General features: G+C 45.0%; 21 protein-coding genes. 8 read left to right on the top strand and 13 right to left on the bottom strand.

Annotated elements, in window-relative coordinates:
• Positions 1-81 precede the first annotated feature (81 nt).
• Positions 82-540: a pilin gene (locus tag H8K32_RS20615; RefSeq protein ID WP_186913807.1), complete on the bottom strand. Its 459-nt coding sequence runs from the start codon at positions 538-540 to the stop codon at positions 82-84.
• 485 nt (positions 541-1,025) lie between these two features.
• Between H8K32_RS20615 and H8K32_RS17260 the strand changes: the two genes are divergently transcribed.
• The gene (locus tag H8K32_RS17260) at positions 1,026-1,424 is read left to right on the top strand and encodes a tetratricopeptide repeat protein (RefSeq protein WP_186913806.1); all 399 of its coding nucleotides are present in this window, start codon (positions 1,026-1,028) and stop codon (positions 1,422-1,424) included.
• Positions 1,425-1,660: 236 nt separating this feature from the next.
• On the top strand, positions 1,661-5,386 hold the full coding sequence (locus tag H8K32_RS17255; RefSeq protein ID WP_186913805.1) for a fused MFS/spermidine synthase: 3,726 nt from the start codon (positions 1,661-1,663) through the stop codon (positions 5,384-5,386).
• Between the two features lie 164 nt (positions 5,387-5,550).
• On the opposite strand, the gene H8K32_RS17250 is transcribed toward H8K32_RS17255, so the two are convergent.
• The 7 genes from H8K32_RS17250 to recA form a co-directional block, all read right to left on the bottom strand.
• Positions 5,551-6,147, bottom strand: a complete 597-nt coding sequence (locus H8K32_RS17250) for an FHA domain-containing protein (protein WP_186913804.1) — start codon at positions 6,145-6,147, stop codon at positions 5,551-5,553.
• Positions 6,148-6,178: 31 nt separating this feature from the next.
• On the bottom strand, positions 6,179-6,985 hold the full coding sequence (locus tag H8K32_RS17245) for a Stp1/IreP family PP2C-type Ser/Thr phosphatase (protein ID WP_186913803.1): 807 nt from the start codon (positions 6,983-6,985) through the stop codon (positions 6,179-6,181).
• Between the two features lie 331 nt (positions 6,986-7,316).
• Complete coding sequence (sucD, locus tag H8K32_RS17240; protein WP_186913802.1) at positions 7,317-8,198, bottom strand: succinate--CoA ligase subunit alpha; 882 nt, start codon at positions 8,196-8,198, stop codon at positions 7,317-7,319.
• Between the two features lie 18 nt (positions 8,199-8,216).
• Entirely contained in the window at positions 8,217-9,401 is a 1,185-nt protein-coding gene (gene sucC, locus H8K32_RS17235; protein WP_281388600.1) for an ADP-forming succinate--CoA ligase subunit beta, read from the bottom strand.
• 31 nt (positions 9,402-9,432) lie between these two features.
• Complete coding sequence (locus H8K32_RS17230; RefSeq protein WP_186913800.1) at positions 9,433-10,026, bottom strand: DUF2889 domain-containing protein; 594 nt, start codon at positions 10,024-10,026, stop codon at positions 9,433-9,435.
• A gap of 455 nt (positions 10,027-10,481) precedes the next feature.
• Positions 10,482-10,940 (bottom strand): recombination regulator RecX, encoded by a 459-nt coding sequence (gene recX, locus H8K32_RS17225; RefSeq protein ID WP_186913799.1) that lies wholly within the window; start codon positions 10,938-10,940, stop codon positions 10,482-10,484.
• Between the two features lie 128 nt (positions 10,941-11,068).
• Positions 11,069-12,118, bottom strand: a complete 1,050-nt coding sequence (gene recA, locus H8K32_RS17220) for a recombinase RecA (protein ID WP_186913798.1) — start codon at positions 12,116-12,118, stop codon at positions 11,069-11,071.
• A 251-nt stretch (positions 12,119-12,369) separates the two neighbouring features.
• Here recA and H8K32_RS17215 point away from each other — a divergent pair, with 251 nt between their 5' ends.
• The 5 genes from H8K32_RS17215 to H8K32_RS17200 all read left to right on the top strand — a co-directional run bounded on the left by H8K32_RS17215 (position 12,370) and on the right by H8K32_RS17200 (position 16,628).
• Positions 12,370-12,759: a DUF2946 domain-containing protein gene (locus tag H8K32_RS17215; protein ID WP_186913797.1), complete on the top strand. Its 390-nt coding sequence runs from the start codon at positions 12,370-12,372 to the stop codon at positions 12,757-12,759.
• Positions 12,760-13,005: 246 nt separating this feature from the next.
• Positions 13,006-13,416 carry a DUF2946 family protein gene (locus tag H8K32_RS20770; RefSeq protein ID WP_390312799.1) on the top strand — a complete coding sequence of 137 codons (411 nt, stop codon included), beginning with the start codon at positions 13,006-13,008 and terminating at the stop codon, positions 13,414-13,416.
• A 135-nt stretch (positions 13,417-13,551) separates the two neighbouring features.
• Entirely contained in the window at positions 13,552-14,493 is a 942-nt protein-coding gene (locus tag H8K32_RS17210) for a hypothetical protein (protein ID WP_222613172.1), read from the top strand.
• A gap of 21 nt (positions 14,494-14,514) precedes the next feature.
• Positions 14,515-15,456 carry an MbnP family copper-binding protein gene (locus tag H8K32_RS17205; RefSeq protein WP_186913795.1) on the top strand — a complete coding sequence of 314 codons (942 nt, stop codon included), beginning with the start codon at positions 14,515-14,517 and terminating at the stop codon, positions 15,454-15,456.
• Complete coding sequence (locus H8K32_RS17200; protein WP_222613171.1) at positions 15,453-16,628, top strand: methanobactin export MATE transporter MbnM; 1,176 nt, start codon at positions 15,453-15,455, stop codon at positions 16,626-16,628. The genes H8K32_RS17205 and H8K32_RS17200 overlap by 4 nt, the downstream gene beginning before the upstream one ends.
• 187 nt (positions 16,629-16,815) lie before the next feature.
• Here the strand turns inward: H8K32_RS17200 and H8K32_RS17195 are convergent, their stop codons facing one another.
• Together H8K32_RS17195 and H8K32_RS17190 are read right to left on the bottom strand one after the other, a co-directional pair.
• The gene (locus H8K32_RS17195; RefSeq protein ID WP_186913794.1) at positions 16,816-17,160 is read right to left on the bottom strand and encodes a CPBP family glutamic-type intramembrane protease; all 345 of its coding nucleotides are present in this window, start codon (positions 17,158-17,160) and stop codon (positions 16,816-16,818) included.
• Positions 17,157-17,657, bottom strand: coding sequence for a hypothetical protein (locus H8K32_RS17190; RefSeq protein WP_186913793.1), 501 nt, complete (start codon positions 17,655-17,657; stop codon positions 17,157-17,159). Before H8K32_RS17190 ends, H8K32_RS17195 begins: the two co-directional genes overlap by 4 nt.
• 574 nt (positions 17,658-18,231) lie before the next feature.
• Here H8K32_RS17190 and H8K32_RS17185 point away from each other — a divergent pair.
• Positions 18,232-21,048 carry an ATP-binding protein gene (locus H8K32_RS17185; protein WP_186913792.1) on the top strand — a complete coding sequence of 939 codons (2,817 nt, stop codon included), beginning with the start codon at positions 18,232-18,234 and terminating at the stop codon, positions 21,046-21,048.
• 30 nt (positions 21,049-21,078) lie between these two features.
• On the opposite strand, the gene H8K32_RS17180 is transcribed toward H8K32_RS17185, so the two are convergent.
• Genes H8K32_RS17180 through H8K32_RS17170 form a run of 3 tightly spaced genes read right to left on the bottom strand, consistent with a single transcriptional unit; the run spans position 21,079 to position 25,733 of the window.
• Positions 21,079-21,603 (bottom strand): GNAT family N-acetyltransferase, encoded by a 525-nt coding sequence (locus tag H8K32_RS17180; RefSeq protein ID WP_186913791.1) that lies wholly within the window; start codon positions 21,601-21,603, stop codon positions 21,079-21,081.
• A gap of 15 nt (positions 21,604-21,618) precedes the next feature.
• Positions 21,619-22,359: a hypothetical protein gene (locus H8K32_RS17175; RefSeq protein ID WP_186913790.1), complete on the bottom strand. Its 741-nt coding sequence runs from the start codon at positions 22,357-22,359 to the stop codon at positions 21,619-21,621.
• 8 nt (positions 22,360-22,367) lie between these two features.
• Entirely contained in the window at positions 22,368-25,733 is a 3,366-nt protein-coding gene (locus H8K32_RS17170; RefSeq protein WP_186913789.1) for a TIM-barrel domain-containing protein, read from the bottom strand.
• Positions 25,734-25,828 lie beyond the last annotated feature (95 nt).

Below are 25,828 nucleotides of genomic sequence, written 5' to 3'. Positions count from 1 at the left end.
TCAAAAGAAAAAAAGAAGCCCCATAGGCTTCTTTTTTCAAATCAATGCAACATTCAAGCAATGATTAATTCCAAACATCAATTATGGGCAATCGCCTTGACCTGGTTTCATGCCGCGAGTTGAGTCACAAATTGTGCCAGTCATACTCCACAAAATTGCGGCACTACCAATTGATGGAGTATCAACGAAACTCATAGCCGCACCACTTGAGTTCGTCGCCGCGCTAGTACCTGTCATTACACCTGCTGTACTGATAGATAAAGTTGGCACATTAGTTGAAGTCGTTACTGCAGGTACGCCACCAGTACCAGCCGCACAACCAGCAATAGTTACCCCTGGTGCTAAACCTGATTGGTTCACGCAGTCAGCAACGCCAGTTTTGTAGGCAGCTAATTCACCGATTGTGGAAGATGCTTTTGCACGATTTGTGTAGTTAGCATACTGAGGAATAGCGACTGCAGCCAGAATACCGATAATCGCAACAACGATCATCAATTCGATCAGTGTAAAACCTGACTTATTAGTTTGAGTGGATTTCATAATGTAGCTCCTGATATTAAAGAGAGGGAAGAAAGCCGTGGTATCAATTTTCCACGTACAACAAGTGTAGCAAATTTTGTGCCATTCACTTTTAAGCCATCAAACCTCTATGACGGCACAGAAAAATATTGCGCCACTAAAAAAAATGGCACATACATTGTTGATTTAAAAATGTTGGCACAGTTTTTTAATGCGCCAAATACAGCACTATGTCAAAATAAGCGCATAATTTCTAAATTAAGTAGCGCGTGGACAAAATTATGTCTTCTAGCCATGAAGAAATCGTTGCACCAAATCGTTCAGCTCGGAAGCTTGGGACTACGGGGGCGATTTTGCCTAAGCTAAATTCAATAAATTAGACCTGGATAATTTCTACTCAAATTCTACTCAATTCAATAATGCCAACTATAATCAGCCTTGCCAGTGCTGTGACATTAACAAATTTAAGCAAACGCACTTTGTGGCGCCGTATCTCGGATGGTAGCTTGAGTCGCTGTGACGATAATCTCATCAGCGATAAAGCAAAGGTGAACCTTGAATCAATCCAACCTTTATTGGGTGTGAGTTTACGGGATGAAGAACTAGCATTATTAGAACCTGCTGATAATGGGGATGTAGGCGCCCAAACAGAACTTGCCATTATTTTTTTATCTCAAGAACAACCTAATAATGCGACTTATTGGTTGAAATTAGCTGCAAAAAAAAATAGCACCGCGATGTATCTTCTTGGTCGCTGCTATGTTGACGGCATAGGGATAGAGCAAAATGACGACCTCGGCCTCATGTGGATTGCGAGAGCAGCAGCAAATGGCTGCTTCATCGCTCAGATTCAAATGCAAGCGATAAAATCTAAAATATGCCATCACGACGCACCGATTATTTAGCTTCCCAAACAAGCATGCTGATTGAATTTGGGTTTGGCGAAGCTTTTTAAAAATACGAGTCAATGATCTTTAATGATTTAATCAATCGAGTGTCTCGCTCTGGTAATATCTCTAACTGTTGCCTTCAGAGCAAAACTGACCAATCAAAGAACATTTAATAAAACGGTAAGCCGAAATATAATTCGCCACGCTCAGATAGTTCCATACAACGTCCCGATCTTTTAACCTGATAATAAATGAACATATCAACTCAGCAAAATGGAGCGGCCGACTATCGCTTCGCTAAAAATTTTACATTAATAATAACGATTATCTTTTTAATTGGCGCGGCATGTGGGATCAATTCCTGGCCTTACCAAGCTATTATCCACAATAGTAATCAATCAATTATCTCAATAATTTTTGGCACTTTTACTAATTTCTCCATTAGTTTTCTTCTACTTTTTTTTGCTTCAAAAGCTTCAATAAAATGGCGCCTAGCATTATTAGTTAGTGGTTCGCTAATAAGCTTTCTTTGCGCCTTCTATTTTGAAATACATCATCCAATTGATTGGCTGCTTAACCAAGGCGCAAAAGGCGTCATGAATCTCATTGGTTTTTATAGTATTCCAGCATGCATTTATTTGTTATTGCGAGTCACCAAGATTATTCCTTCAACAGGAAATACTATTTTCAACCAAAATTTCACCAATCTATTTTGGGTTGCCGTACTATTTACTTCTTTTCCATTTATTGCCTTAGAAATCGGGATATTTTTTAATCCTCAAGTTTATGATTCTTATGCGATGCACTGGGACGGCATATCAAAGCTCAACCTTGATATTCATTTCTATCAATTTATCTCAGATCACTACTGGTTACGTTTCCTAGTTGGCTCTGCATACGGGCTAACGCCTATTGGTTTTTTAGCTGCATCAATAAAACAATTAAACGGCTACCCAAAACATGTGGCTTCTGCTGCTAGAACCTGGCTTATCCTTTCAGGTTGTGCACTTATTGCTTATTCATTTTTTCCTATTACTGGACCAAGTTATATTTTTACCAAAGAACACTACGCTCCATCTTTAGTTGCCTGGGCAAAATATCCAATTGATCTGATCGCGGGTACTACAGCGCCACGCAACGGAATGCCGTCTATGCATTTTGCTTGGATTCTGACCTCAACCATACTTTGGTGGCGCAGTGGTAGCGCCTGGTGGTCACGAACTTTATTTATCATCACTACTTGCTTGACGGCTACTGCAACCATTTTTTTGGGTGAGCACTATGTCGTTGATCTGATTGTTGCGGTTCCATTTGCGCTCGCCGCCATTGCTCTTTGTACCAATACAGTGAACTGGTCACATCCCGAAAGAAAATGGACTGTCTTAGGTGGTTTTTTGACTTGGTTTGTCTGGGTTCTGGTCCTGCGAAATCTGGTGCCATTTGCACAAAGTCATCCGTGGTTTTGCTGGGTAATGAATGGCATGACCGCACTAGTGGTTATTCTGCAGTGTGTAGCGATGAAACGATTTACCTCTCTTGCGGAAACGCCAATTGAAGATATTAATGTAGAGTCAGGTGCTAAATCAGGGTTCTTTACGACGTTCGAAAATAAAATTGGTGCCATGTTTTTTGCCTCTGGCGCGGCGACGTTGATCTATCACGTTTTATTTGTAAAAAAACTCGCGTTGATTTTTGGAAACACTTCAAGTACCACATTGAGTGTGCTAGCCATTTTTTTAGGTGGAATAGCAATTGGTACTTTTGTTGGTGGAAGATTTGCGAGCCAAACTAAACGCCCGCTTTTCTCTTACGCCGTCTTACATGGCTTGATTGCGGTCTATTACATCGCAACGCCGACAATTTTAAATTTAACACAAACAATTTACGTTAGTCTGGTAAGTGGCCTACTTCCAGAAAGCCCGATTTTATATTTATTCCAGTTATGTTTAGGGACAATGGTATTAGTAGTTCCGACGGTACTCATTGGAGCAACATTGCCAATGCTGACGCAAGTACTTCAAAACGAAAAACAAAGATTAGGAAGTCAAATTGCCCTTCTGTATCTGGTCAATACTGCCGGTGCAGCAATTGGTGCACTGTTATGCAATTACTTGCTCGTAGCTAGTATTGGTGTCGCTAGCACCACTTTAATTGCCGCAATGATAAATTTATTTGTGGCGTTGGGTGGGTTGGAATTAAATAAAAAATTTACTTTCAGCCAGGCTAACTCTCCAGCAATTGATGCCTTGTCAGTATCAAATTTAAACAAGCTATTCATCCCAGTTGGACTGACCACATTATTTCTTGGTGGTGCCTTATCAATGGGAATTATAGTAATTTATGCGCACATGCTTTCTATTGTTGCCGGTAATAGTACATACACTTATGGGTCGATCTTAGCCACATCTTTGGCAGGACTTTCAATTGGCAGCCTAATTTCGAAAAAAATACTAGCTAATGCCAAGGATAATCACCTTTGCTGGTTAGCTTATTGCTTCCTAGGTTTGGCTATCTGCAGCTTTGTCAGCATTTATTTCTGGAATACCGTTCCTGGCTATTTTGCTAGTTTTGTACGACATACCATTGCTCAGGACTTTAATGTTCGTGAAGCAATTCGCATCGTCGTCTGTGCTCTCATCATGGTTCCGCCGACAATCTTTATTGGCGTAACTTACGTTATTGGCTTGGACCTCATCACGCAGAGAGCGACTCTCAATCAAATACGAATGCTTGGTTTGGGTGCCTCATTGATTGCTATAGGCAATATGATTGGGGTTATGCTATTTGGCTTCTGTCTTTTGTCTGCTGTTGGTGGTCTCTCATCGATATATGTTATTGCGGCTCTCTCTTTGATATTGGCATCGTCGATTATTTTCCTAAACCGAAAAGAAGGTATGAAGATTGACGTATTAGCGATTATCCTTACGGCTAGTATTGGTCTACTGTTTTACCGCATGCCACTCCATTACGAAGCAATAAGCTCGGGTGCCAACGTCGATTTCAAACCGCACTTCTTTGGCAAAGCGATTGATCATATCGAGAATTTTGGCAGCGGTATGACATCAGTGACACAAATGGACGAAAGCGGAGTGAAAACCTTATTGGCGAATGGAGAAGCACTCGGAAATAACGTCTGGGACGGTAAAATAACGTCACAACTCGGTTTCGCTATTACCTCTTTACTGCATCAAGAAAAACGTGGTCGTGCTCTCGTGGTAGGCTATAACACTGGGCTTACTAGCAGGATGTACAAGGAAGCCGGATTTAAGGACCTAGATATCGCTGAACCAAATAAAGATATTGTATTGTTAGCGAATAACTACTTTGGGGATGTCACTCGTCAGGTTACATCAATGCAAAATGTCACCCTGCATACAACAGATGGCCGAAATATGCTGTTGTTATCGCCTCAAAATCAACTATACGACGTTATCAACGTTGAGCTAAATTCAATTGGTGAGGCCGGTGTAGCATCTCTTTACAATCAGGAATTTTATCAACTTGCCAAAGCGCATATGCAAGCTGACGGCATATTGCAACAACGATTGCAACTGCATTACCTTAATCCCACTGATATCCTTGGGATCATTGCGACCTTGAGATCAGAATTTAACTATGTATCTCTATATAGAATCAACGACGAAGGAGTTTTGATTGCAACAAATGATATCCGTCACAAAGATGCGAACGCATTAGCGATAAGCGCAGTCAATCAAAACAGCTCCTTGGTTGCAACATTGCGCCACGGGAAACAATCACCTGAGGTTATTCAGAAAAGCATATTACTAGACAACCAAAGCATAGACAGGTATGTCGCAAAATTCGAGACTGAACCAGGTACCTGGATTTCGAATGATGACAATTTACGTCTTGAGTATTCAACACCCAAAGGAAATGCGAATGAGGCTACCGCAAGCTACGCAAAAAACATACACCTCCTCGAACAATTTCAGTCACCTAAAATAGCCACGCCATAATCGTCCGTTGGCCTTATAAAAACACTGAACCTTTAACTACAATTCAGAAAATCAACAGGGTTTCATATCAAAATCCTGTTGATTCACAGATATAAGCAAGTTTAGGCTTACATAATTGATATTGAGCCGATTCCAGTTAGCTAAATTAACTTCATCGTTGATTTTCACACAAACAAAAACTGCATCTTCGTCGACATCAGATCGATGATATCGCCACTTGCCAAAGGTGCTGATTTTTCGACATCGACACCATTGACCTTGGGTTTTTGCGAGCCATCAACATGCGCCAGTGAATAATGTTTTTCGTGTTTAGTGATTGCCACGACTTGCACGCCGGGACTTCCGATGGTTGTTATTGGTTTGGTCAGTGTCATTTCTTTACCGGCATTATTGCCATTAAGTACCTTGATTTTGGCAATCTTGGGAATCGCGGTCGCAGAAGCGGATGATGAAATAGCTGTCACCTGCTCATTCTTTTCCATCTGGAACCGCAACTTGTATTTACCGATGTCAATCACATCATCATGTTGTAATAGATGTTTCTTGATCGGCTGACCATTGACCATGGTACCGTTGGTACTGCCCAAATCGAGCACGAAAGAACCGTTGGATGTCGTATCAATTGCAGCATGCTGACCACTGACAGTCAGGTGATCGATGACTATATCATTGCCGGGGCGCCGGCCTATGGTCATCCGTGATTTTGAAATGCTAACTTCTTGCTGTATCAGACCATTAAAGGTGACGATGATTTTCGCCATAACTCTCTCATCAATTCATTGTGACCAAAAACTACCTACCCAACAGACGTCGCAACCAGGAAAGATTGCGCACTGCATGTACTTTAAATAACACCACAGAAGAGTTGTCGTTTCCCCCGGCAGCATTCGCGCTATCAATTAATAATTTACAACATGAAGGCAGGTCGCCAGTGTACTGCTGCAATATGACTTGAATTTCATCATGACTCAGCATATCGGTCAATCCATCTGAGCATAACATGTATAAATCTTGTTCTTGTAACGGATGTGCATGTATCTCAACGTCGACATTTTCTTGGGTGCCAACTGCTCTGGTAATCAAATTCTTAATATTAGAAAACCGTGCTTGTGCCTTAGTGACGAGTCCGGCATCTAGCTGTTCCTGAAGGACGGAATGATCGTGTGTGAGGAGAGTCAGTTGACCATCTCTGAGGCGATAGGCTCTAGAATCTCCAACATGTGCCAGCAAGAGCTTATCTTGTGAGCAACATGCCACCACCACCGTCGTACCCATGCCAAAGCATTCGGCATTGGTTTGTGAAGCATATAAAACATGGCGATTCGCCAATTCGATAGATTCAGTCATCCAGCGTGACAATTTGACCGCTTGTAAACCCAAGCGAGCAAACCAGGTTGTATCGAGCTTGGCACATAAATAATCGGCTATAACCTGCGTCGCCATAGCACTGGCTACTTCTCCGGCTTTATAACCACCCATGCCATCGGCCAAAATGGCACACCCATAATCCCCGCACACAACGATAGCGTCTTCATTGTGATCTCTGACGCGACCTGTGTCTGAGAGAGCGGCGAATTCTAGTACGTGCTGATATGCCATCGATAATATATTTGCTGGATAAATGGAAAAACTGTTGATATGGATAAGAAATATGGAAGCTTGCGAGCCGAGGCAGTTCACACTCCTCCGAACAGCAATACACCTTGTATTTGCATGCTCATCAGCTGGGACAATGCAATACGGGACTACGCTATTCTTACGACCATCATTTGTTTTTTTTCGTTATGGGCTCAAGCTTAACATTAAGAAAATCAATTTGCACAGATATCAAGTCAAACCGTCGCGAGATCCATAGAAAAAGCCGCGATAAACGCGGCTTTTTTGTACTACCACTGAACTGATGCCGTGAAGGCACCGTTTTTACGTCAGATTACAGCATCGCTTTCAACAAACGCGCCATTTCTGACGGGTTCTTGGTTGCTTTGATACCGCATTCTTCCATGATGTCCAGTTTAGCTTGTGCAGTATCTGCACCACCGGAGATCAAGGCACCTGCGTGGCCCATACGTTTGCCTGGAGGCGCAGTAACACCAGCGATGAAACCAACAACTGGCTTCTTCATGTTGTCACGTACCCAGTAAGAAGCATTCGCTTCATCTGGACCGCCGATTTCGCCGATCATGATCACTGCGTCTGTATCTGGATCATCATTGAACATCTTCATGATGTCGATGTGTTTCAGACCATTAATCGGATCACCACCGATACCAACAGCGGAAGATTGACCCAGACCCAGTGCAGTCAATTGACCTACTGCTTCATAAGTCAATGTACCGGAACGGGAAACCACGCCGATACGACCTTTGCGGTGGATATGGCCAGGCATAATACCGATTTTGATTTCGTCTGGCGTGATCAGACCTGGGCAGTTAGGTCCGAGCAATTTTGTTTTGCTACCAGATTTAGCCATGCGGTCTTTCAACATCATCATGTCACGAACTGGAATGCCTTCAGTGATGCAGATGGCCAGATCGAGGTCCGCTTCTACAGCTTCCCAGATCGCTGCTGCTGCGCCTGCTGGCGGAACATAAATCACGGAAACAGTCGCGCCGGTTGCAGCTTTAGCTTCAGAAACGTTAGCAAAAATAGGAATGCCTTCGAAATCTTCGCCAGCTTTCTTTGGATTCACGCCAGCAACGAAACATTCTTTGCCGTTCGCGTAATCGCGGCACATACGTGTATGGAACTGGCCAGTTTTGCCAGTGATACCTTGGGTAATGACTTTAGTGTCTTTATTAATCAGGATGGACATATTGATTCCTTGCGATAATTAAGCGTGAGCAGCAGCAGCGGCAACAACTTTCTGAGCTGCTTCTTCCATCGTGTCTGCAGAGATGATAGGCAGACCAGAGTCAGCCAACATTTTCTTGCCGATGTCTTCGTTAGTACCCTTCATACGTACAACCAGAGGCACTTTCAAAGATACTGCTTTAGATGCAGTGATCACGCCTTCAGCGATCACGTCACAACGCATGATGCCGCCGAAAATGTTGACCAGGATGGCTTTCAAGCCTGGATTTTTCAACATAATCTTGAACGCTTCAGTTACTTTTTCTGCAGTAGCACCGCCGCCAACGTCCAGGAAGTTAGCTGGTTCGCCGCCGAACAGTTTGATCGTATCCATTGTTGCCATCGCCAGACCAGCACCGTTCACCAGGCAACCGATGTTACCGTCGAGGGAGATATAAGCCAGGTCAAATTTGGATGCTTCGATTTCTGCTGGATCTTCTTCATCCAGATCACGGTAAGCAACGATTTCTGGTTGACGGAACAAGGCGTTCGCGTCGAAGTTGAATTTTGCATCCAGAGCGATAACTTTGCCGGAGCCTGTCAGAATCAATGGATTGATTTCTGCCAGGGAGCAATCTGTTTCCATGAAGGCTTTGAACAAACCTTGCAATTGAACGCGCGCATCAACGATAGAGCCTTCTGGCACACCGATTTTGCGGGAGATATCATCTGCTTCTGCATCTTGCAGGCCAGCACTTGGATCGATCGCGATGGAGTGAATCAGTTCTGGATGTTTTTCCGCAACTTCTTCAATATCCATACCGCCTTCAGAAGATGCCATCAACACAACGCGCTGGCTGATACGGTCAGTCACCATACTAACGTACAGTTCTTTAGCGATATCGGCACCTTCTTCGATCAACAAACGACGAACTTTTTGACCTTCTGGGCTAGTTTGGTGTGTTACCAATTGCATACCCAAGATCGCATCAGCGTATTCACGCACTTGCTCCAAGGATTTTGCAACTTTAACACCGCCGCCTTTACCGCGACCACCCGCGTGGATTTGCGCTTTGACGACCCAGACTGGTCCGCCCAAGGTTTCAGCCGCTTTCACTGCTTCATCAACGGACAAGCATGGTATACCGCGCGGTACGGTCACTCCGAATTTACGGAGGATTTCTTTACCCTGATACTCATGGATTTTCATACGACTTCCCTTCAGACACTGAGGTATAAATAATTAAACAAACAAACTAGCTGGGTGATTTTGCGTCAGGCGAAGGTTTCGCCCAACGCGGGTAATACTGAACAACGGCCGGCCCATCCAGACGCAATGCATGGCAACGGTCAAGCTGGAAGGGTTGTTGAGTTTGGTTAGCATTGCCAGCGGTATCACTGGCACTATCGCGGGTATCGATCACATCACCGGCAAAGGCCTGGATCGCCGCGGTTGGCAAAATTTGTGCGAGTTCGGTTAAATGCGTGCAGCCATGTATTCCTGCCAGACGTTCTTTCACGCCCTGACGGAACTGCTTCATCAAATTTAAACCGACCAGTTTTTTGTAATCCGGTGTGATCGCTTCGCAATAACCGGGATAAGGAACAGCGTCAGAACTTGCATCAACAGCGATCACCTCAAGTTTTCGATCAACTGTGACGCGCAGATGCAGGTCGTGCAGCGCCTGTCCTTCTGGCCGTACGCCAGAGGCAAGCTTGATGTCACGTGTCTTGTGATCGGTAATATGGGCGTCAAAATCCCACAAGCCATCTTCGCGTTCGTACGCGGATATGCTGATGGCACGCGTATGCTTCAACGTGCGTGGGATTGTCGGAGATGATAAGGGCATCATGCCTTGCTGGCGGCTAATTCTATATAAAAGAGCCACAATTGCGCGTCGTTACCGCAGCTTCTACGATAACAGCCGCTCCTGCGGCGCTGCAAAAAACCTTCGAATTTTAGCACAGCTAAAACCTGAACTCACCAAATGCGCTCATTTTTTGCACTTGCATAGAACAAAACTGCTCGAATTAATCAGTGAATTTGCATTTTTATTGTAATTTTGATTGCGCTTTTGATGGTTTGTAATAGTAATCGCATACATCGAAAGCAAAGATTTAGCTTCTACCTCCCCTCACCCGCGAGCGGGTAAGGAGCTGGGGTGAGGGGCGTTGCAAAATGCCAGGTCGGTCGATTACAAAGTGCATCTTTTCTCTGACATTTTGTTTTCCTGCCCTCTCATCCAGCCCAGTCATTACTTCCTTCTGCTTGCGGGCGAAGGGGATTCAAAACCAATAGAAATATTTATTGATCTTCATCTTCCCGCGGTTCGCGCATCGCTTGCTGAATCGCCTTCCCTGAAAAGCCTCGTTGCTGCAAAAATCGACTTTGTTTCAAACGTTGATCATGATCTACCGGAGGATGAGGAAACTTCCGGTGCAAAACCTCGATGGCCCTTGCGCTTTCGGTTTCAGATAAATTCGCTTTCACTCGCTGAATTTCAACGTCATCCATCTGATGACTTTGTAGCTCAGCCAAAATTCTTTGATTGCCAAAACGCGCAGAACGTCGATTCACTAATGAATCAGAAAACCGTTCTGCTGACATAAAGTTCGATGCTTCCAACCACGTCAGCACCGTCTCAATATCATCGCCCTCTTCAGCATAAACGGACAATTTCCTGGTAAGTTCTATTCGACTATGTTCACGCATAGACAGATAACGGAGTGCTCGCCCTTTGAGGCTTAATTTTTGTTTCATCATGAAAAGTGACTTTATTGAGCAGCAACATCAAGCATCAAAAACAAAAGCCGACAACTTCAGCATTTTTCTAGCTGGAAATTATCGGCTTCAGTTAATGTAAGTAAGAACGACTACTTAAATCAAATCAATCATGCAGCTGCGGCGTCAACATTTAATGCCGGCAATGCTGGAACACCCAGATGCTCACGTACTTTGTTTTCAATTTCATACGCCAGTTGTGGACGCTCTTTTAAGAAATTACGTGCATTATCTTTACCCTGACCAATGCGTTCGCCGTTATAACTATACCAGGCACCCGCTTTTTCAATGATCTTAGCGTCAGCACCCAGATCAAGGATTTCACCTTCACGGGAAGTGCCTTCTCCATAGAGAATATCGAAATGCGCTTCTTTAAATGGTGGCGCTACTTTGTTTTTTACAACTTTAACTTTGGTTTCGTTACCAATAACTTCATCGCCAGCTTTGATAGAGCCAGTACGACGGATGTCCAAACGAACCGAAGCGTAGAACTTCAATGCATTACCGCCAGTAGTTGTTTCCGGGCTACCAAACATGACGCCAATTTTCATACGAATCTGGTTAATAAAGATCACCAACGTATTTGTACGTTTGATACTGCCAGTCAACTTACGCAATGCCTGCGACATCAAACGCGCTTGCAAACCAGGTAAAGAATCACCCATATCGCCTTCGATTTCAGCACGTGGTGTCAATGCAGCCACCGAGTCAATAACCACCAGATCAACGCTACCAGAGCGCACCAACGCATCAGTAATTTCCAGCGCCTGCTCACCTGTGTCAGGCTGAGAAATCAGTAAATCATTGAGATTAACGCCTAGCTTCTGAGCATATCCAACATCAAGGGCGTGTTCCGCATCAATAAACGCGCAGGTGCCACCGAGCTTTTGCATTTCTGCAATCGCTTGCAGCGTAAGCGTCGTTTTACCTGAAGATTCTGGACCGTAGATTTCAACCACACGGCCACGTGGCAAGCCACCAACGCCCAGTGCAATATCCAGACCTAATGAGCCTGTGGAAACAACTTGAATCTCTTCCACCACAGCGCCATCGGCCATACGCATGACCGAACCTTTACCAAATTGCTTTTCGATTTGTGCCAGCGCCGCAGCGAGCGCCTTGCTCTTTTCTGAGCTGTTGTCAGATTTCTTATCGTCCATACATTCTTTCATTCAATAAGCAGCCGGTGGAAAATAAACGCCTGAGTTAAATCCGCGTTTTGCAGTACTGTATAAAAAAACAGTGATTTATGCAAGCGACTTTTTCATTGTTATTGAAATTGTTGTACAAGTAAGCTCAGGTTGTTTTTCGAAACGGCTCGTGAACTATCCATTTGTCGAACATCAAAAAATACTTCGATTACTTTTGTTTAATTTGACATTGTTGTCAATCTACTTCTATACTCCGCGCCATGAAATTCTCGGCAGCGATCAATAAACTCACAGCGTGTATTGCGATTTTTGCGATACTCCTGCTGTCGCTCGCGCCTTCCATTTCATCTGCGTTGAACAGAAACAATCAAGCGATGAAATTTGGAACTGAAATTTGCACTGCTCAGGGTAGCATTATCAAACTGGTGCAAATTGCGAATTCCAAGACTGACAGCGATATAGGTTCGCACGTGCAAACCTGCGCGTATTGCACCTTGCATGCGGCCAAACATGCGACATTGTCAACGTTCGCAGTCAATGTCTCCGCAGCACTACAGTCAGAAACATTCCCACATCTATTTTATCTCGCACCAAATCCGCTATTTGCATGGTTAAGCTCCCAGCCTCGCGCTCCTCCTGCGCTCTCCTGAGCGAATGACATCGTTTTTCATTGACTGGTGAACCAGCTATCCCAATAGCAGCTGGTCTCTGCCAAAACACGCAATACTGACTGAAAAAGATTTGAACAGGCACACGGCTCGTTCATTTCATTCGTTCCGCCTGTCAAAAAATCGATGTTACCTCTTTAGTTTGCCGAATTATATGAAGAAATTTCTTCAATGCATTCGCTTCCCGTGCTCTGCACATATGGCGTCAGGTCGTGATTACGCGATTACATGAATTTAAAAAAAATACAAATGCCTTTTCACCGACTGGTAGTTTGTCTGCTTTGTCTGTGTATGTTCGCGAGTGCGCTATTGCCGTTCGCGACAGCCGTGTTTTTTTCCCAGAATGAAAAGTCATGGCCAGGAAGTGAGATTTGCACTTCGCGCACCGGAGCAAGTAAGGGTTTAGCTACCCTAATCGTTTCCAAAAACCGGAAAGCGACTTCAGGTAAAACCTCCGCATCGCATTGGCGTCACTGTGCCACCTGCCTTTCATTTCACATTGACCTCGGTCTGCTGCCCAATCAACAACAGGGATTATTGCGAACTATCAAGCAGTTATCAGGCATTGATCAGTGCGAGACATCTCATCCAGGTCGTCATACAAGAAACTTCTATCTCGCCCGAGCTCCACCAGCTTAATCGCTTCGTCTGCACTTCATCGTCAACCGATTAATTTGGCTTAATCCACCAGGATTCTGAGCCGTGAGCTATTGCATTTCGCAATAGGAAAGAGAATGAATGATTTCAAATAAACGAATACGAACGCTACCTCGAATGAAGACTGTCATTGTTATGCTATCGGGCTTCGTCTTGTCTGCTCCTGCCAGCGCCTCATGCGGTGCCAGCTTTTGCCTGGTTAATACTGATTGGGCAATTCAAGGCGCCTGGCTAGACCATGGTGTGCACCTCGATCTGCGCTACGAGCAAGTCGGGCAAGACCAACTCATGCGCGGTTCAGATAAGATCAATGCAAACCAAATCGATATCGGTAACCGCGAAGTTGAAACGCGAAGTCACCGCTGGTTGGCAAATCTGGATTATGGCCTGAATGAGCATTGGGGGTTATCTGGCTCATTGCCATTTTTAGATCGTAGCCATGAACACACAGAAAACGGGAAGCCAGTCACCTGGAATTTCAGACAAATCGGTGACGTGCGGATTATGGCCCGATACCAGACTGCCTTGTTTGAAGATGCCCAAGGTGGCGCTGCAGTCAGTGGTTTCAATTTAGGACTCAAACTACCGACCGGAAAAACAACTATTGCCAACGATACAGGCACCAAGGCAGAAAGAAGTTTGCAACCTGGAACAGGTAGTACGGATCTGCTGGCAGGAATCTACTACCGGAAAATTCTCCCAAACTTGCGTAGTAGTTGGTTTGTTCAGGCAAATATCGAGTCACCGCTGACTGAAAAAGACGGCTTCCGACCTGGTTCTAAATACGGTTTTGATCTTGGTATTCGCACCGATCTCAATGACAAGATCGCACCCATGCTGCAATTAAATTTGCAACGCAAAAGCAAAGACAGCGGCAGCAATGCGGAACCGGATAACTCAGGAGGCAGCAGTGTTTCTATAAGTCCGGGCATCAGTATCAAACTCAGCGGGCAAACCAGTGCTTACGGCTTTGTCCAAATCCCGCTCCGGCAATCAGTTAACGGTACACAACTCGTCGCGAACTGGGCTGCGACATTGGGCCTTCAATCTACATTCTGAAAGAACATGATGCAAAAAAAAATGAACCATATTATTTCCTCAACTTTAATCCTGACCACCACCAGTTTTCTGCTATCCGCTTGCGGTGGCGGTTCTGGTAGTTCTGCCAACGTCGCACCGGTTTCAACGACCATACCGGTAAGCATTAACTTCGATCTGCTGGCAAATGGTACTAGCGCAAAATGCGGTACCAGCATTACTGGCCTGGGTACAAAAAATACCACCGTAGATTTAAAAGACGCGCGCTTTTACGTCAACAATGTCAATCTGGTCGACGCGAGTGGGCAAAACGTACCAGTGACACTCACACCAAATGACTGGCAAAGTGATCAGGTGGCGTTGATTAACATGATCGATGGAAATGGCGCAGTCTGCGGCGGCGTCCCTTTATTAACAAACACGGTAATTACTGGAACTGTTCCAAGCGGAACGTACACTGGAATTCAATACGAGATTGGTGTTCCTGAAGCACTTAATCACAGCGATTATGCGACTGCACCTAAACCTTTAGGTGTTGCAGGTATGGCGTGGAGCTGGACATCCGGTCGAAAATTTCTGAAATTAGAAGTCAATCCGATCGGTGGAGTTAACGTCATCCGCACTAACACTGCGACCACACCAGCAACCACAACGACATCGAATGGTAGCACTTGGTACACCCATCTTGGCGCGACCGGATGCAGCACCAATGCGACTACTGGGGCATATAGCTGTACCAACAGCAACCGCATGTTAGTGAAGTTGTCCGCCTTCGATTCCAGCAAGCAAAAAATTTCATTGGATTTGAATGCTTTTTATGCGGGAGCTGATTTAACAACCGATCTTGCTGGTGCAACAGGTTGTATGTCTGGCAGCACCGATACCGAATGCGTAGCAATTTTCAACAATATGAAAATCGATCTGAACTCGGGTAAAACAACCAGCAATGGTGCGCAATCTATTTTTGTTGCGCGTGCCAAATGAAAAAACGCTACAGCTGTCACATACTCCCTCTGGCATTGCTCGCGGCTAGTAGTCTGATGCTTATCGCTTGCGGTTCCGGTGGAAGTGGCGGAGGTGGCCCCTCTGCAACCCATAGCCATACACCACCTTCGATACCGGCTCAAAATGGCTTTCCGGCAACGGTAAATTCTGCCAGTAACCCTGCAACCGAGGACAAGTTCGTGCTTGGACGTGCCCTCTTCTACGAGCCAAAATTATCCGGTAATGGAACGCAGTCTTGTGCATCTTGCCACCAACAGGACAAGGCATTCACTGACGGGCGACCATTGGCCATAGGCTCAACGGGTGAAACACATCCGCGAAATGCACAAGGTCTCGCCAATGTCGTTTATCACGCCACCCTCACTTGGGCTAATCCGGTGATGACGGAATTAGAGCGACAGATGGAGGTGCCAATGTTTGGCGAAAACCCAGTGGAAATGGGAATCAACGATAGCAACAAAGTTGAGGTATTGAATCGCATCCGCCAGGACACTCAATATGCAATCTTGTTCAAAAAAGCGTTCCCCCAGGATGTTGATGCAATCAGCTTTGTCAATATCATTGCTGCCATATCGACGTTCGAACGCGGTCTGATTTCTAGCGATTCCCGCTACGATCAGTATTTGCGAAAGAAAACAACTTTGAACGATTCCGAGTTGCGTGGAATGAATCTGTTTATGGGAGAGAAAGCGGAATGTTTTCACTGCCATGGCAGTTTCAATTTCAATGATCAGGTACGTTACGCCGGGCTTAGTCAGATTGATACCCCATTTCATAACACTGGCTTATATAACATCGATGGCAAGGGCGGATTTCCGTTTCCCAACCGTGGCTTGTTTGAATTTACCAGCAAGGTGCAAGATATGGGCGCTTTTCGCGCCCCTAGCCTGCGCAACGTAGCGGTGACTGCGCCGTATATGCATGATGGTTCGATCAAAACACTGGCGGAGGTCATCGACTTTTATGCTGCGGGTGGACGGGTCATTAGTAGTGGCATTTATTCTGGTGACGGACGTCAAAATCCGTACAAAAGTGATCTGGTCAATCGTATTAGCTTAAGCGAGCAAGATAAAATTGATTTGATTAATTTCTTAGGTACCTTGACGGATCAAAAATTCTTAAGCAATCCGCGTTTTGCTAATCCGCATTAGTCATTAGTATTTGACTTGACACTTCTGAATCGGATGAATTTCGTCAAGCTTTGGAACGTCAATTTTAAGTTAGCAAAGCAAAAGGGATATCAGTGATTGCCCCACGCATAGCGGCTCCGTAGCGGAAGCCGCTATGCAATTCAATTGAAATGCTCAATGAAAATTGAAAATTAAAAATAAGTAACACCTAAGCAATCGCCGGATAAACAAAAAACACAAAATGCAGAGCGTTAAAAACGAAGTGCATCAGAATGACACTCACTATGCTTCTGCTACGCTGATATAGGCATGCATAGCCAAGACCAGCAATAGTGGCCAACATGGCATACTTCGCACCACCGCCAAGATGGCTTAATCCAAATAGCAATGCTGAAACGCCAACTGCCAGCCAAGGCAATTTGGGATACAGTTGGATGATGCCTTGCTGAATTCCACCTCTGAAGAATGCTTCTTCAGCAATGCAGGTAAAAAATAAATTTACCAATAAGAACGTCGGTGTATAACTTGTCCATTGCGGTTGCCAGCGAGTCACACCGATGAATATGGCAATACTGAACGAGAGAAAAAAGTAACTGCGACAATATGCCAGGCGTCCATATCCTTCCACCTTTTGTCGCGCAACAATGGCATTGACCGGCAGAATGCTGCGACCATGAATACGCCAGCAATTCCTTTATCCAGATTTACATATTGTGAAAACAAAGTCCCATTTGCTGAGATCTGTGCGTTTTTTATTAATGCTAAGTTATTGAAGCCAGGGAGTAGATGCAAAGCCATAATCAGACCGAGAGCCCCCAATGCAAGGTTGAGAGTGCGCTTAGCTAGTAAATTTGTCCCACTATATTTCTTTGCTACTATTAACCCAGCCATGGCAGCTATGCAAACGACGCCGGGAAACGTAATGAGATTTTCAATGTAAGCACAACTCATCGTGAGAACTAAGAGCACGATCCAAATCGCGGCCCGATAAATAAATAAAACGGATAACGCAGTCGCTACAAACAGATAGGCAGACAATGGAAGATGCATACTCAGTCGCGGAGAGATTTTTACTTAACAAAACAATACCAACGAAAAACAATAGCAGAAGTTTGACATTGATTGCTATTTTGAAATAAATATTTCATCGATAGTTGTTACGGTGAACTCAATATAGGCTCAATTAATTATAAATATAATAATTATATTAAAACTTTTCTTATCCCAATTATTTGTCGAATGAATACGTGCCCGAAACCAAAATTAACACTTAAGCACTTAACAAATATTCCATTAAGAAGTACATATGTAGGTAATGATTAGATTAACCCGCAATTTTCAGATCCAATATTAAAAAAGGTGAACACGATCGACAGGAGCAGATCTTTTGTCGCTTATGTTGAAGTTGCAAATAGTATCGGCGTTCATAGCTAAAACAAACTAACATGAGAAAAACAATGCATCGTTCGACATACTCGAATCGAATACATCATGGCAATTTACTAGTTTAAGTAACAAGTGGTTCATTAGAAATATGTTGGTTTTAGGACGCACCAAAGCAATTTGGCTAGTCAAAAATGAATCGCGGTACCTGATAGTGCAGCGATGACCGGAGACGCTTGTTATGGAGTTGTTTGCCAGCAATGAAACGGTTTCAACCCTGGAACAAGCCCTCAGCGATCGGACTGATGTGGCTTCTATCGCTATGCAGCTTGAGTTGGCATGGTATCTACGTCAGCGCGACGGGCAACGCGCACTTCGCATGTGCGAAGTGATAGAACAACTGCTGGCGACATATCAACTCAATGCCGGAGAGCAAAAAAAAATACAAGCACGTTTGCAGTTAATACGTGCCGAAAATTATTGGTTAACGACCAACTTCGACAATGCGCGTCAGCAAATCGATATGGCTCTTCAATTATTTTCCGACATTGCAGACCATCCGGGTTTAGCAGACACGCATTGGCTAGCAGCGCAAATTGAAGCCGATGCCGGCGAAATTCAACTTCAGCAACAGCAACTTGCTTTATGTATGGTACAGGCAGAATTGGCTCAAGATAAGATCAGGTATGAAATTGCTAATGCCTGCATTGCCCGTCAAAATGTACTGCGGATGCACCATCCCGACGAAGAACAATGGGTGCGTCACTTTGAAAGTTTGAGCATATATCAAAATCAGGGATTACTGACGTGGGTATTTGACTTCCTCGGTGTACAGGCCGGTCAATACAGTGATTTTGCAACTGCTACAACCCAGTTGATACTAGCGACAGAGGCAGCAGCTAACAGTGGTCAGATTACCCGAGCGATTGTTATCTCTGCCAACATTTGTTATAGCCTTGCAGGTCTGCGGGATACTGAGGGATCGCTAAAATGGGGTCAACACGCTCTCCAACTGGCACGCCAAAAAGATTGGCCTATTTCTTTAGGGATTAGCCTCACGCAAACAGCTGACGCATTTCGAAAAATCGACCAGTTGGATTCCGCGAAAGAATTATTGAATGAGGCTTTGCAAACGCTGCACAATGTAACCGAATCACGCAGTTATGTGATTGCATTGCGCTCCCTGGCTGACATCGCGCTAGCACAATTGGAATTTCACAACGCCTACAACTATTTTAAACGCTTAGAAAATCACCCGGTCGCCAAGCTACAACAGGATTTTCAGTGTATTGCACTACGTGGTCAGGCACAGGCCTTATTACACTTAAACCAGATTGACGCTGCGTTAGAGGCGGCCCAAACAGCTCTCACAATTGCCAATGCAAATAATTACCCAGACTATCAAATTGCATCGCTTTGGGCGCTGGCGGATATTTTTTCGGCTCATCCTGAACTCTGCTCCGCCAAATTAAACCAAGGTGTATCGAGTCTGCATTTTTTATTGCAAGCAGTTGAAATTGGAGAAAAAATTCAAGATTACGCCATCTCAGACAAACTGTACGCAAGAATCGCTGCTGAGTATGCAACACTAGCAGACTTTTCAAATGCCTATGCCTACTCATTACTGGCATTTTCCTCACGCGAAAAAAGTCTCAATATCGATGTTAAAAACAGTGCAATTGCATTGCAATTAAGGTTGCAAACAGAAAAAGCGATCAGCGAAAGTGAACACCATAAAGCGATCGTCGAAGAACAGCAACGCCGCGCAACGATTCTCGAACAAGCCAACGAGACGCTTTGTGTCCTTGGCACCATCGGGCAGGAAATCACGACGCAGCTGCAGCTCGATAACATTTATCAAGTGATATCACATCACGTTAACGCATTGTTAGATGTAACGCATTTTTCTATTTTTCTTCTGGACAGCACAGGTTCAATACTGACCCTCACTTATGGAATGGAAGCGGGAAAGCGATTACCTCAACATCAATTTTCGGTTGACGACCAAATTTATTACTCATCACGTTGTATCCGTGAACGTCGTGAAATTTTGGTCGACAATTTTGAAACCATCAATGCCGCAGCGCAATTGCCTGACACACTGAAAATGGAGAGCCTCTTATTCTCTCCTCTGATTGTAGCCAACCGTATTATCGGTGTGATGACCATGCAGTCAAGAAGGAAACGCGCATACGGAGAAAGGGAGCAACTCATTTTCCGTACGCTTTGCTCGTATAGTGCGATCGCACTAGACAATGCACACGCTTACAGTCAGTTAATGGATGCAAGAAATCAATTAGTCGATCAGGAAAAAATGGCGGCACTCGGTTCTCTGGTTGCAGGCGTTGCTCATGAGATGAATACACCAATTGGTAATAGCTTACTCATCGCTAGTACAATTTCTGAACGGACAAAAACCCTTAGCAGTCTGATTGAAAATCAAAGCTTGAAGCGGACAGAACTACTGGATTACCTGGATAATGTCAAAGAAGGATCTAAACTCATACTCAATGGCTTGACTACCGCGGCGACAATGTTAAGTAGTTTTAAACAGGTGGCGGTTGACCGGAATACTGAACATAAGCGCCAGTTTAATTTACGCACGACTTGTCAGGATATTGCCGCTTCGATTCGCAACAGAATCACAAATTCAGGCCACGAGTTACAACTCCTTATTCCAGATGATATTGAGATGAAAAGCTATCCCGGTCCACTGGGGCAAGTGGTAACCAATATGATAGAAAACGCCCTTCTCCATGCCTTTGCGGATCGCAGTCATGGTCACATGATTATCGCCGCGGAGCGCTATGGGACCGATCAGATACGCCTGCAATTCAGCGATGACGGAAATGGTATCAGTGAAAAAAACATTGGCCATATTTTCGAACCTTTTTTTAGCACGCGCTTCGGGCAAGGAGGTAGCGGTTTAGGTCTGAGCATTAGCTACAACATCATCACATCGATTTTGCACGGACAATTAAACGTCAAAAGCAAAGAAGGTGAAGGCACTTGTTTTACGATGTTGTTGCCTATCGAAGCGCCAGATATGAAAGACTAAACACTTTTTACGATTGCTGATTGAGTAAAATTAATTAGCCAGCTCTCGCATCATCACAACCGATGTTTGCTGAAATCCTTCACGTTCAAAAAAGTCGTGTGCTTTATGATTAGTGATACCACTCTCCAAAAATAATCTGTGCACGTCACTGACCTTCAGATTCTCAATAATAAAATCTAAAAATCGTTTGCCAACGCGCATCCCTCTTGCATCGGGTGAAATAATAATGTCTTCCAGAACCGCAAAGCGTTTGGTGTTAAAGACACCGTTCGTATCTCCACTCAAGCTGAGGAAAGCAACACCAAGCAGGCGATGCTGAAGATATACGCAATAAATCTTTGCCGTGCATGAAGCATCCCCCTGCGCTTTTAATATCGCATTTGCCTGATCAAAAATAAGTCGGCGTAAATCCGGATTCCATACGCCTGGCGCAAGAGCACGTCCGCCTTGCAATTCTGAGTGCGAAATATAGTCAGCATTTGCATTTGCACAAAAAAAATCAGCGATATCGTCCGCCGTCGCCAGTCTTGAAAAGTTTAATTCATCTTGAGTCATAAGAGAGTTCAGGTTTTATGGAAAAGCTCTGGTAAGGCGAGCCAACATGGTTGCATTGAGTTCACGGTTATGACGATTCCAACGACTGATCGTCTGATCGAGATCGGTTTTCAGTTTCAATGCAGTCTCTTTATCACCACGACTTATTGCCCATATCGCATATTCCGCGCGGGTATCAAAATTGCCGAATTTTTGTAATGCAAATTCAAACTCGGTACGTGCTTCATCCGTATGTCCTGCGCCAGCTAAAGCTTTTGCCATCAGTACTGACACCACTTCCGGCGCATTATTCGGGGCACTTTCTTTTAAAATTCTCAAATGCGAGATACAGGCTTCATAACGTTGGCACGCAAAATTAGCACGGGCGGCGCCCAGACGAATTGCAGGGTCACTTGCGAACGGGCCTTGCAAACAGGTTTCGTAATTTTTTGCAGCATCCTCTGCCTGATCTGCCGCCAATAACGCCGCTGCAAGACGCATCTGATTTTGCGCCGTCGGCGTGTAATCAAAAGCAGCATGCGCTTCACGTAACTCACGATTCGGGTCTAATATTTTGCCTGCGGCAGACATGACTTTTTTAGCACCATGCTGTATGCGGGTACTTGGTAAATAAATCGCGATGCCATAGACCAAGCTACCTAACAACGGAAACATAAATAAAATCGCCAGCCAGTACATATTCTGACCACTACGAATCACATGAATCGCGAAAAAAACAGCGATAAATACATGAATACCAATACCAAAGAAATACATTATTTTTCCTAAAATTTATTGTTAACGCTGTCACCAGCAAAGCCGGTCAGTGTCGCATTCGCCCAATTGGCGCAAACCGCTTGCTGATGCTCATTTTTTACACCTGTCGTTTTCAGCTTCAGTACCTGAATGCCACGTACATCAATTTCTGGTTTTACTACTGCGGGTGCTTGTATCAAACCGCTGTCAAACAAGAGTTTATCATCACCCAACACCTGAAATTGCAAACCACCGTGGCTACGGCATAGATCATCAATACCAACATCGGCACGGAAAATTTGCCAATCGCCATGCAATTCATAACTGATCTGGTGTTCACCTGATGTTCCGATACCTTTATGAAATTGCAGACCATTCATCTGCATCATCTTTTTATCTTTCTTCGCTTGCGGCATTGCCACTTGGTCAAGGTAGAAATCGCTCGCAACCTTGGATTGAAGTCCAACATCCGATAAGAACAACTGTTGCTTTTTCAGATGCGGTAATGGTTTTTCTAAAATGCTAAATTCAGAAATTGTGATCGGCGTTACCACCACCGGGTTCAAAGAATTGTAAGCTTTAGTGTTATTTTTAGTTTCATTCACCGTCAACACCATTGCGTCTTGAGCATCGCCATTATCATTCTGATCATACGTACTCAGAATACGGAAGCGGAATAAGCGACCTGGCTTTGCAGAGAATTCGATTTTTTGCTTTTCTTGCTGACGTTTGAGACGCCCTGCAAACACTGGCTTACCCCACTCGCCATTATTGTCCGCCAGATAAACCTCAACATCTTTTGCTTGTCCGTATTCCCAATTTTTATCATTGCGCGGCGCAATTTCAAAGCCGCTTACCATGCGGCGTTCGCCCAAAGTCAATGAAAATTCATGTGCACCATTTTTTTGAGCCTGATCACGCACAGTTCTGAACCAGGTGTCAGGTTTGCCATCAAACGCATTTTCTAAAGGGTATCCGGGTTCTTCAGGTGGTCGGTTCAGCACGCTGATACTGTCAGGCGGTACCGTATTGCCCAAATCTGGTGCTGAAGGATAGCCAGCAGTAACGGCCAACACTTTATCGGCAGCGATCTTGATCACAAAGTCGTGTGCCTGATTAACTACCAGCGCAGCTGTTTTAACATAGACAACTCCGTACTTATCTTGCGTATCGAAATACCAACCGGCAGTCGCTTTTTCAAATTCAGCTTTGGTAGAAAAAGAAGTGATTTTATGTCCGGCGAATGTAACGCTATCCGGCTGCACTCGTGTATGTACCTGGAGTTGCAAAGCACGTTGCGTTAGCATGCCTGCATACTGCCCCTGTACTGGAGCGATATGTATCTTTACATCTCCGGCGACAAGTTCCGGGGCATCAACCTCAAAGGTTTGGGTACTGAATTGTCCGGCTTGATACTGACGCGTTTCACCATCATCTTCGTAGAGCGTAAAGTGTGATTTACCATACGGATAGATATCGAGGGTCAACACGTCCTTTGGCACTTGACCGTCATACAGCGCAACCGGATACATAGGCAAGATAGCGCCAGCCTTGACCATCACCGGCAAACGCTGCAGCGTTACTTGTTGATCGATGGAAAGTCCTTCAGAACCAGCCTTGACGACGCGACCATCCCAATAATCTATCCATACGCCTTGCGGCAAATAAATATCTTTGCGCCAGCCTCGGCTAGCCGCCTGACTACGAAATACCGGTGCAATCAAAAAGTCTTTGCCCAATATAAATTGATTTTGATAGCGCTCATCGTTGGCATGCGGATCTTGCGCGTGATCCCACATCAGCCCGCGCACCAATGGTGCGCCAGTTTGTGCGGCTTCATGCGCATACGTGTACATATACGGCATCAAGCGCATTTTTAATTTCAGGTAATCGCGGTTGATGCTGCGGTAAGGCTCATCAAACCACCACGGGTGTTTGCGCTCTGCCTTGGACCAGCCGGACATGCCCATCAAGACGGGGGTAAAAGTCTTCCATTGCAAATCACGGGTATAAGTCTCTGGACTTCCACCAAAAATACCATCGACGTCACCGGTCGCGTAAGCCTGCCCCGACAAACCGGAACCGATCAGCGTTGGAATGTGCCACCGTATGTAATCCCAACTACCCGATTGATCGCCGGTCCAGGTCACTGCATAACGCTGCGTGCCAGCCCAGCCCATGACAGTCCAGACAAAAGGACGCGCATCGGAGTGCTCTAAAATTCCTTGGGCGGCGGCCATATTGGCGTCTAAAGAAAACTGATAGCCTTTGCCAGTCCACGCAACGTCAAGCTTCTGCGCACGGGTTCCGGCAGTGCCGACTTCCCACTTAATTTTATCGACGCCACTTTCTGTCCACAAACCAGTTTTAAAACCATATTTTTTAAGACCAGCCACGACTTCTGGCAATTGGCTATAACCACAGCCATAGCCGTCATTCGGTAAAATCCAGCCACCTGGCATATCGTATTCACGATATTTCGCGGCAACGGAAAGAATCACGTCCGGAGTTTTGCCGGTCGGTCCATCGCTCCAACCTGCTGGAACGGTGCCTGGTTTTTTAATGTTATCGCCATCGTTATAACAATCGGCGTCGCCAAACTCATAGGCCCAGCGTGGCAACAATTGTGCTCTTCCAGTCAGTTCGGTATAAGCAGCAAGAACCTCATGGATAGACGGTCCAACAAAATAGTAGGCATCAAAGCGTGCTTCCTGATGCTTCGTGGTCAAAAAGTCGTTCGCCCGAAAATCATAGCTGCCGTTGCTCCAGGTATTACGCAACACCCCATAGCCCTTGCTGCTCATGTAAAACGGTGCCGGGCTGGGACGATCACCCTCCTCCCAACCACCAGAGTAAGACACTTCGAGATTCTTACCTTTGAACACCACGCTACCATTTTGTTGGCCACCACCGTACAACATTTCATCCGCTGCACTGCTGAGGGTCTGAAAGCTGGCTTTATCTCCAATCTCTAATGGCTGACGTTCTTGCCAGATCGGAGTTTGGTTATCAGCGCGGTACAAAGCCAGACGCAAAGGCTTTTTGTAGATCCGCAAAGCCATGGCTGAAGTTTGCAACAATTCATAGTCAACGTGATCCGTCAATGCATAGCTTACCTGCGGGTAATCAGTTTTGATCAAGATAGACGCGGCCTGATTGCCAGCATCGCTCAATTGTCCGTGCAACCCCGCCTGTATCCTGAACATATCCGGACGTAGCAGGCTGATACGCATCAGGCTGCCATTGTCGGTGTTGAGGTCTATCTGCGTTTGCGCAGCATTAGCTAAGGATTGCGGACTGCCGGATAAATTCCCTATAGATACTGCCGAAACAGGCGCTACAAAGGTCAAGCTGATGGCGCTGGCGATGAAGATCTTACGTAACCACGTCTGCATTGTTTTTTCTCCGGGTAACTTAGCAATTGTTACTTATTCACTATTATTGTTTCTCAGGGTTGGGATTTCGATCAAAAATATCCGTTGCTGCGACC

The sequence above is a fragment of the Cognatundibacterium jejuense genome (genome assembly GCF_014284255.1).
Lineage (GTDB): Bacteria > Pseudomonadota > Gammaproteobacteria > Burkholderiales > Burkholderiaceae_D > Undibacterium > Undibacterium jejuense.
This window is presented reverse-complemented; position numbering and strand designations above follow the sequence as displayed.

Coding starts and splice junctions, on each gene's coding strand:
- H8K32_RS17180 (WP_186913791.1), bottom strand. CDS start 21,603: ATGACTCAAGATGAATTAAACTTTTCAAGACTGGCGACGGCGGACGAT.
- sucD (WP_186913802.1), bottom strand. CDS start 8,198: ATGTCCATCCTGATTAATAAAGACACTAAAGTCATTACCCAAGGTATC.
- H8K32_RS17190 (WP_186913793.1), bottom strand. CDS start 17,657: ATGCATCTTCCATTGTCTGCCTATCTGTTTGTAGCGACTGCGTTATCC.
- H8K32_RS17210 (WP_222613172.1), top strand. CDS start 13,552: ATGAAGACTGTCATTGTTATGCTATCGGGCTTCGTCTTGTCTGCTCCT.
- H8K32_RS17185 (WP_186913792.1), top strand. CDS start 18,232: ATGGAGTTGTTTGCCAGCAATGAAACGGTTTCAACCCTGGAACAAGCC.
- H8K32_RS17245 (WP_186913803.1), bottom strand. CDS start 6,985: ATGGCATATCAGCACGTACTAGAATTCGCCGCTCTCTCAGACACAGGT.
- H8K32_RS20615 (WP_186913807.1), bottom strand. CDS start 540: ATGAAATCCACTCAAACTAATAAGTCAGGTTTTACACTGATCGAATTG.
- recX (WP_186913799.1), bottom strand. CDS start 10,940: ATGATGAAACAAAAATTAAGCCTCAAAGGGCGAGCACTCCGTTATCTG.
- H8K32_RS17215 (WP_186913797.1), top strand. CDS start 12,370: ATGAAATTCTCGGCAGCGATCAATAAACTCACAGCGTGTATTGCGATT.
- H8K32_RS17250 (WP_186913804.1), bottom strand. CDS start 6,147: ATGGCGAAAATCATCGTCACCTTTAATGGTCTGATACAGCAAGAAGTT.
- H8K32_RS17175 (WP_186913790.1), bottom strand. CDS start 22,359: ATGTATTTCTTTGGTATTGGTATTCATGTATTTATCGCTGTTTTTTTC.
- recA (WP_186913798.1), bottom strand. CDS start 12,118: ATGGACGATAAGAAATCTGACAACAGCTCAGAAAAGAGCAAGGCGCTC.
- H8K32_RS17255 (WP_186913805.1), top strand. CDS start 1,661: ATGAACATATCAACTCAGCAAAATGGAGCGGCCGACTATCGCTTCGCT.
- H8K32_RS17205 (WP_186913795.1), top strand. CDS start 14,515: ATGAACCATATTATTTCCTCAACTTTAATCCTGACCACCACCAGTTTT.
- H8K32_RS17200 (WP_222613171.1), top strand. CDS start 15,453: ATGAAAAAACGCTACAGCTGTCACATACTCCCTCTGGCATTGCTCGCG.
- H8K32_RS20770 (WP_390312799.1), top strand. CDS start 13,006: ATGAATTTAAAAAAAATACAAATGCCTTTTCACCGACTGGTAGTTTGT.
- H8K32_RS17170 (WP_186913789.1), bottom strand. CDS start 25,733: ATGCAGACGTGGTTACGTAAGATCTTCATCGCCAGCGCCATCAGCTTG.
- H8K32_RS17230 (WP_186913800.1), bottom strand. CDS start 10,026: ATGCCCTTATCATCTCCGACAATCCCACGCACGTTGAAGCATACGCGT.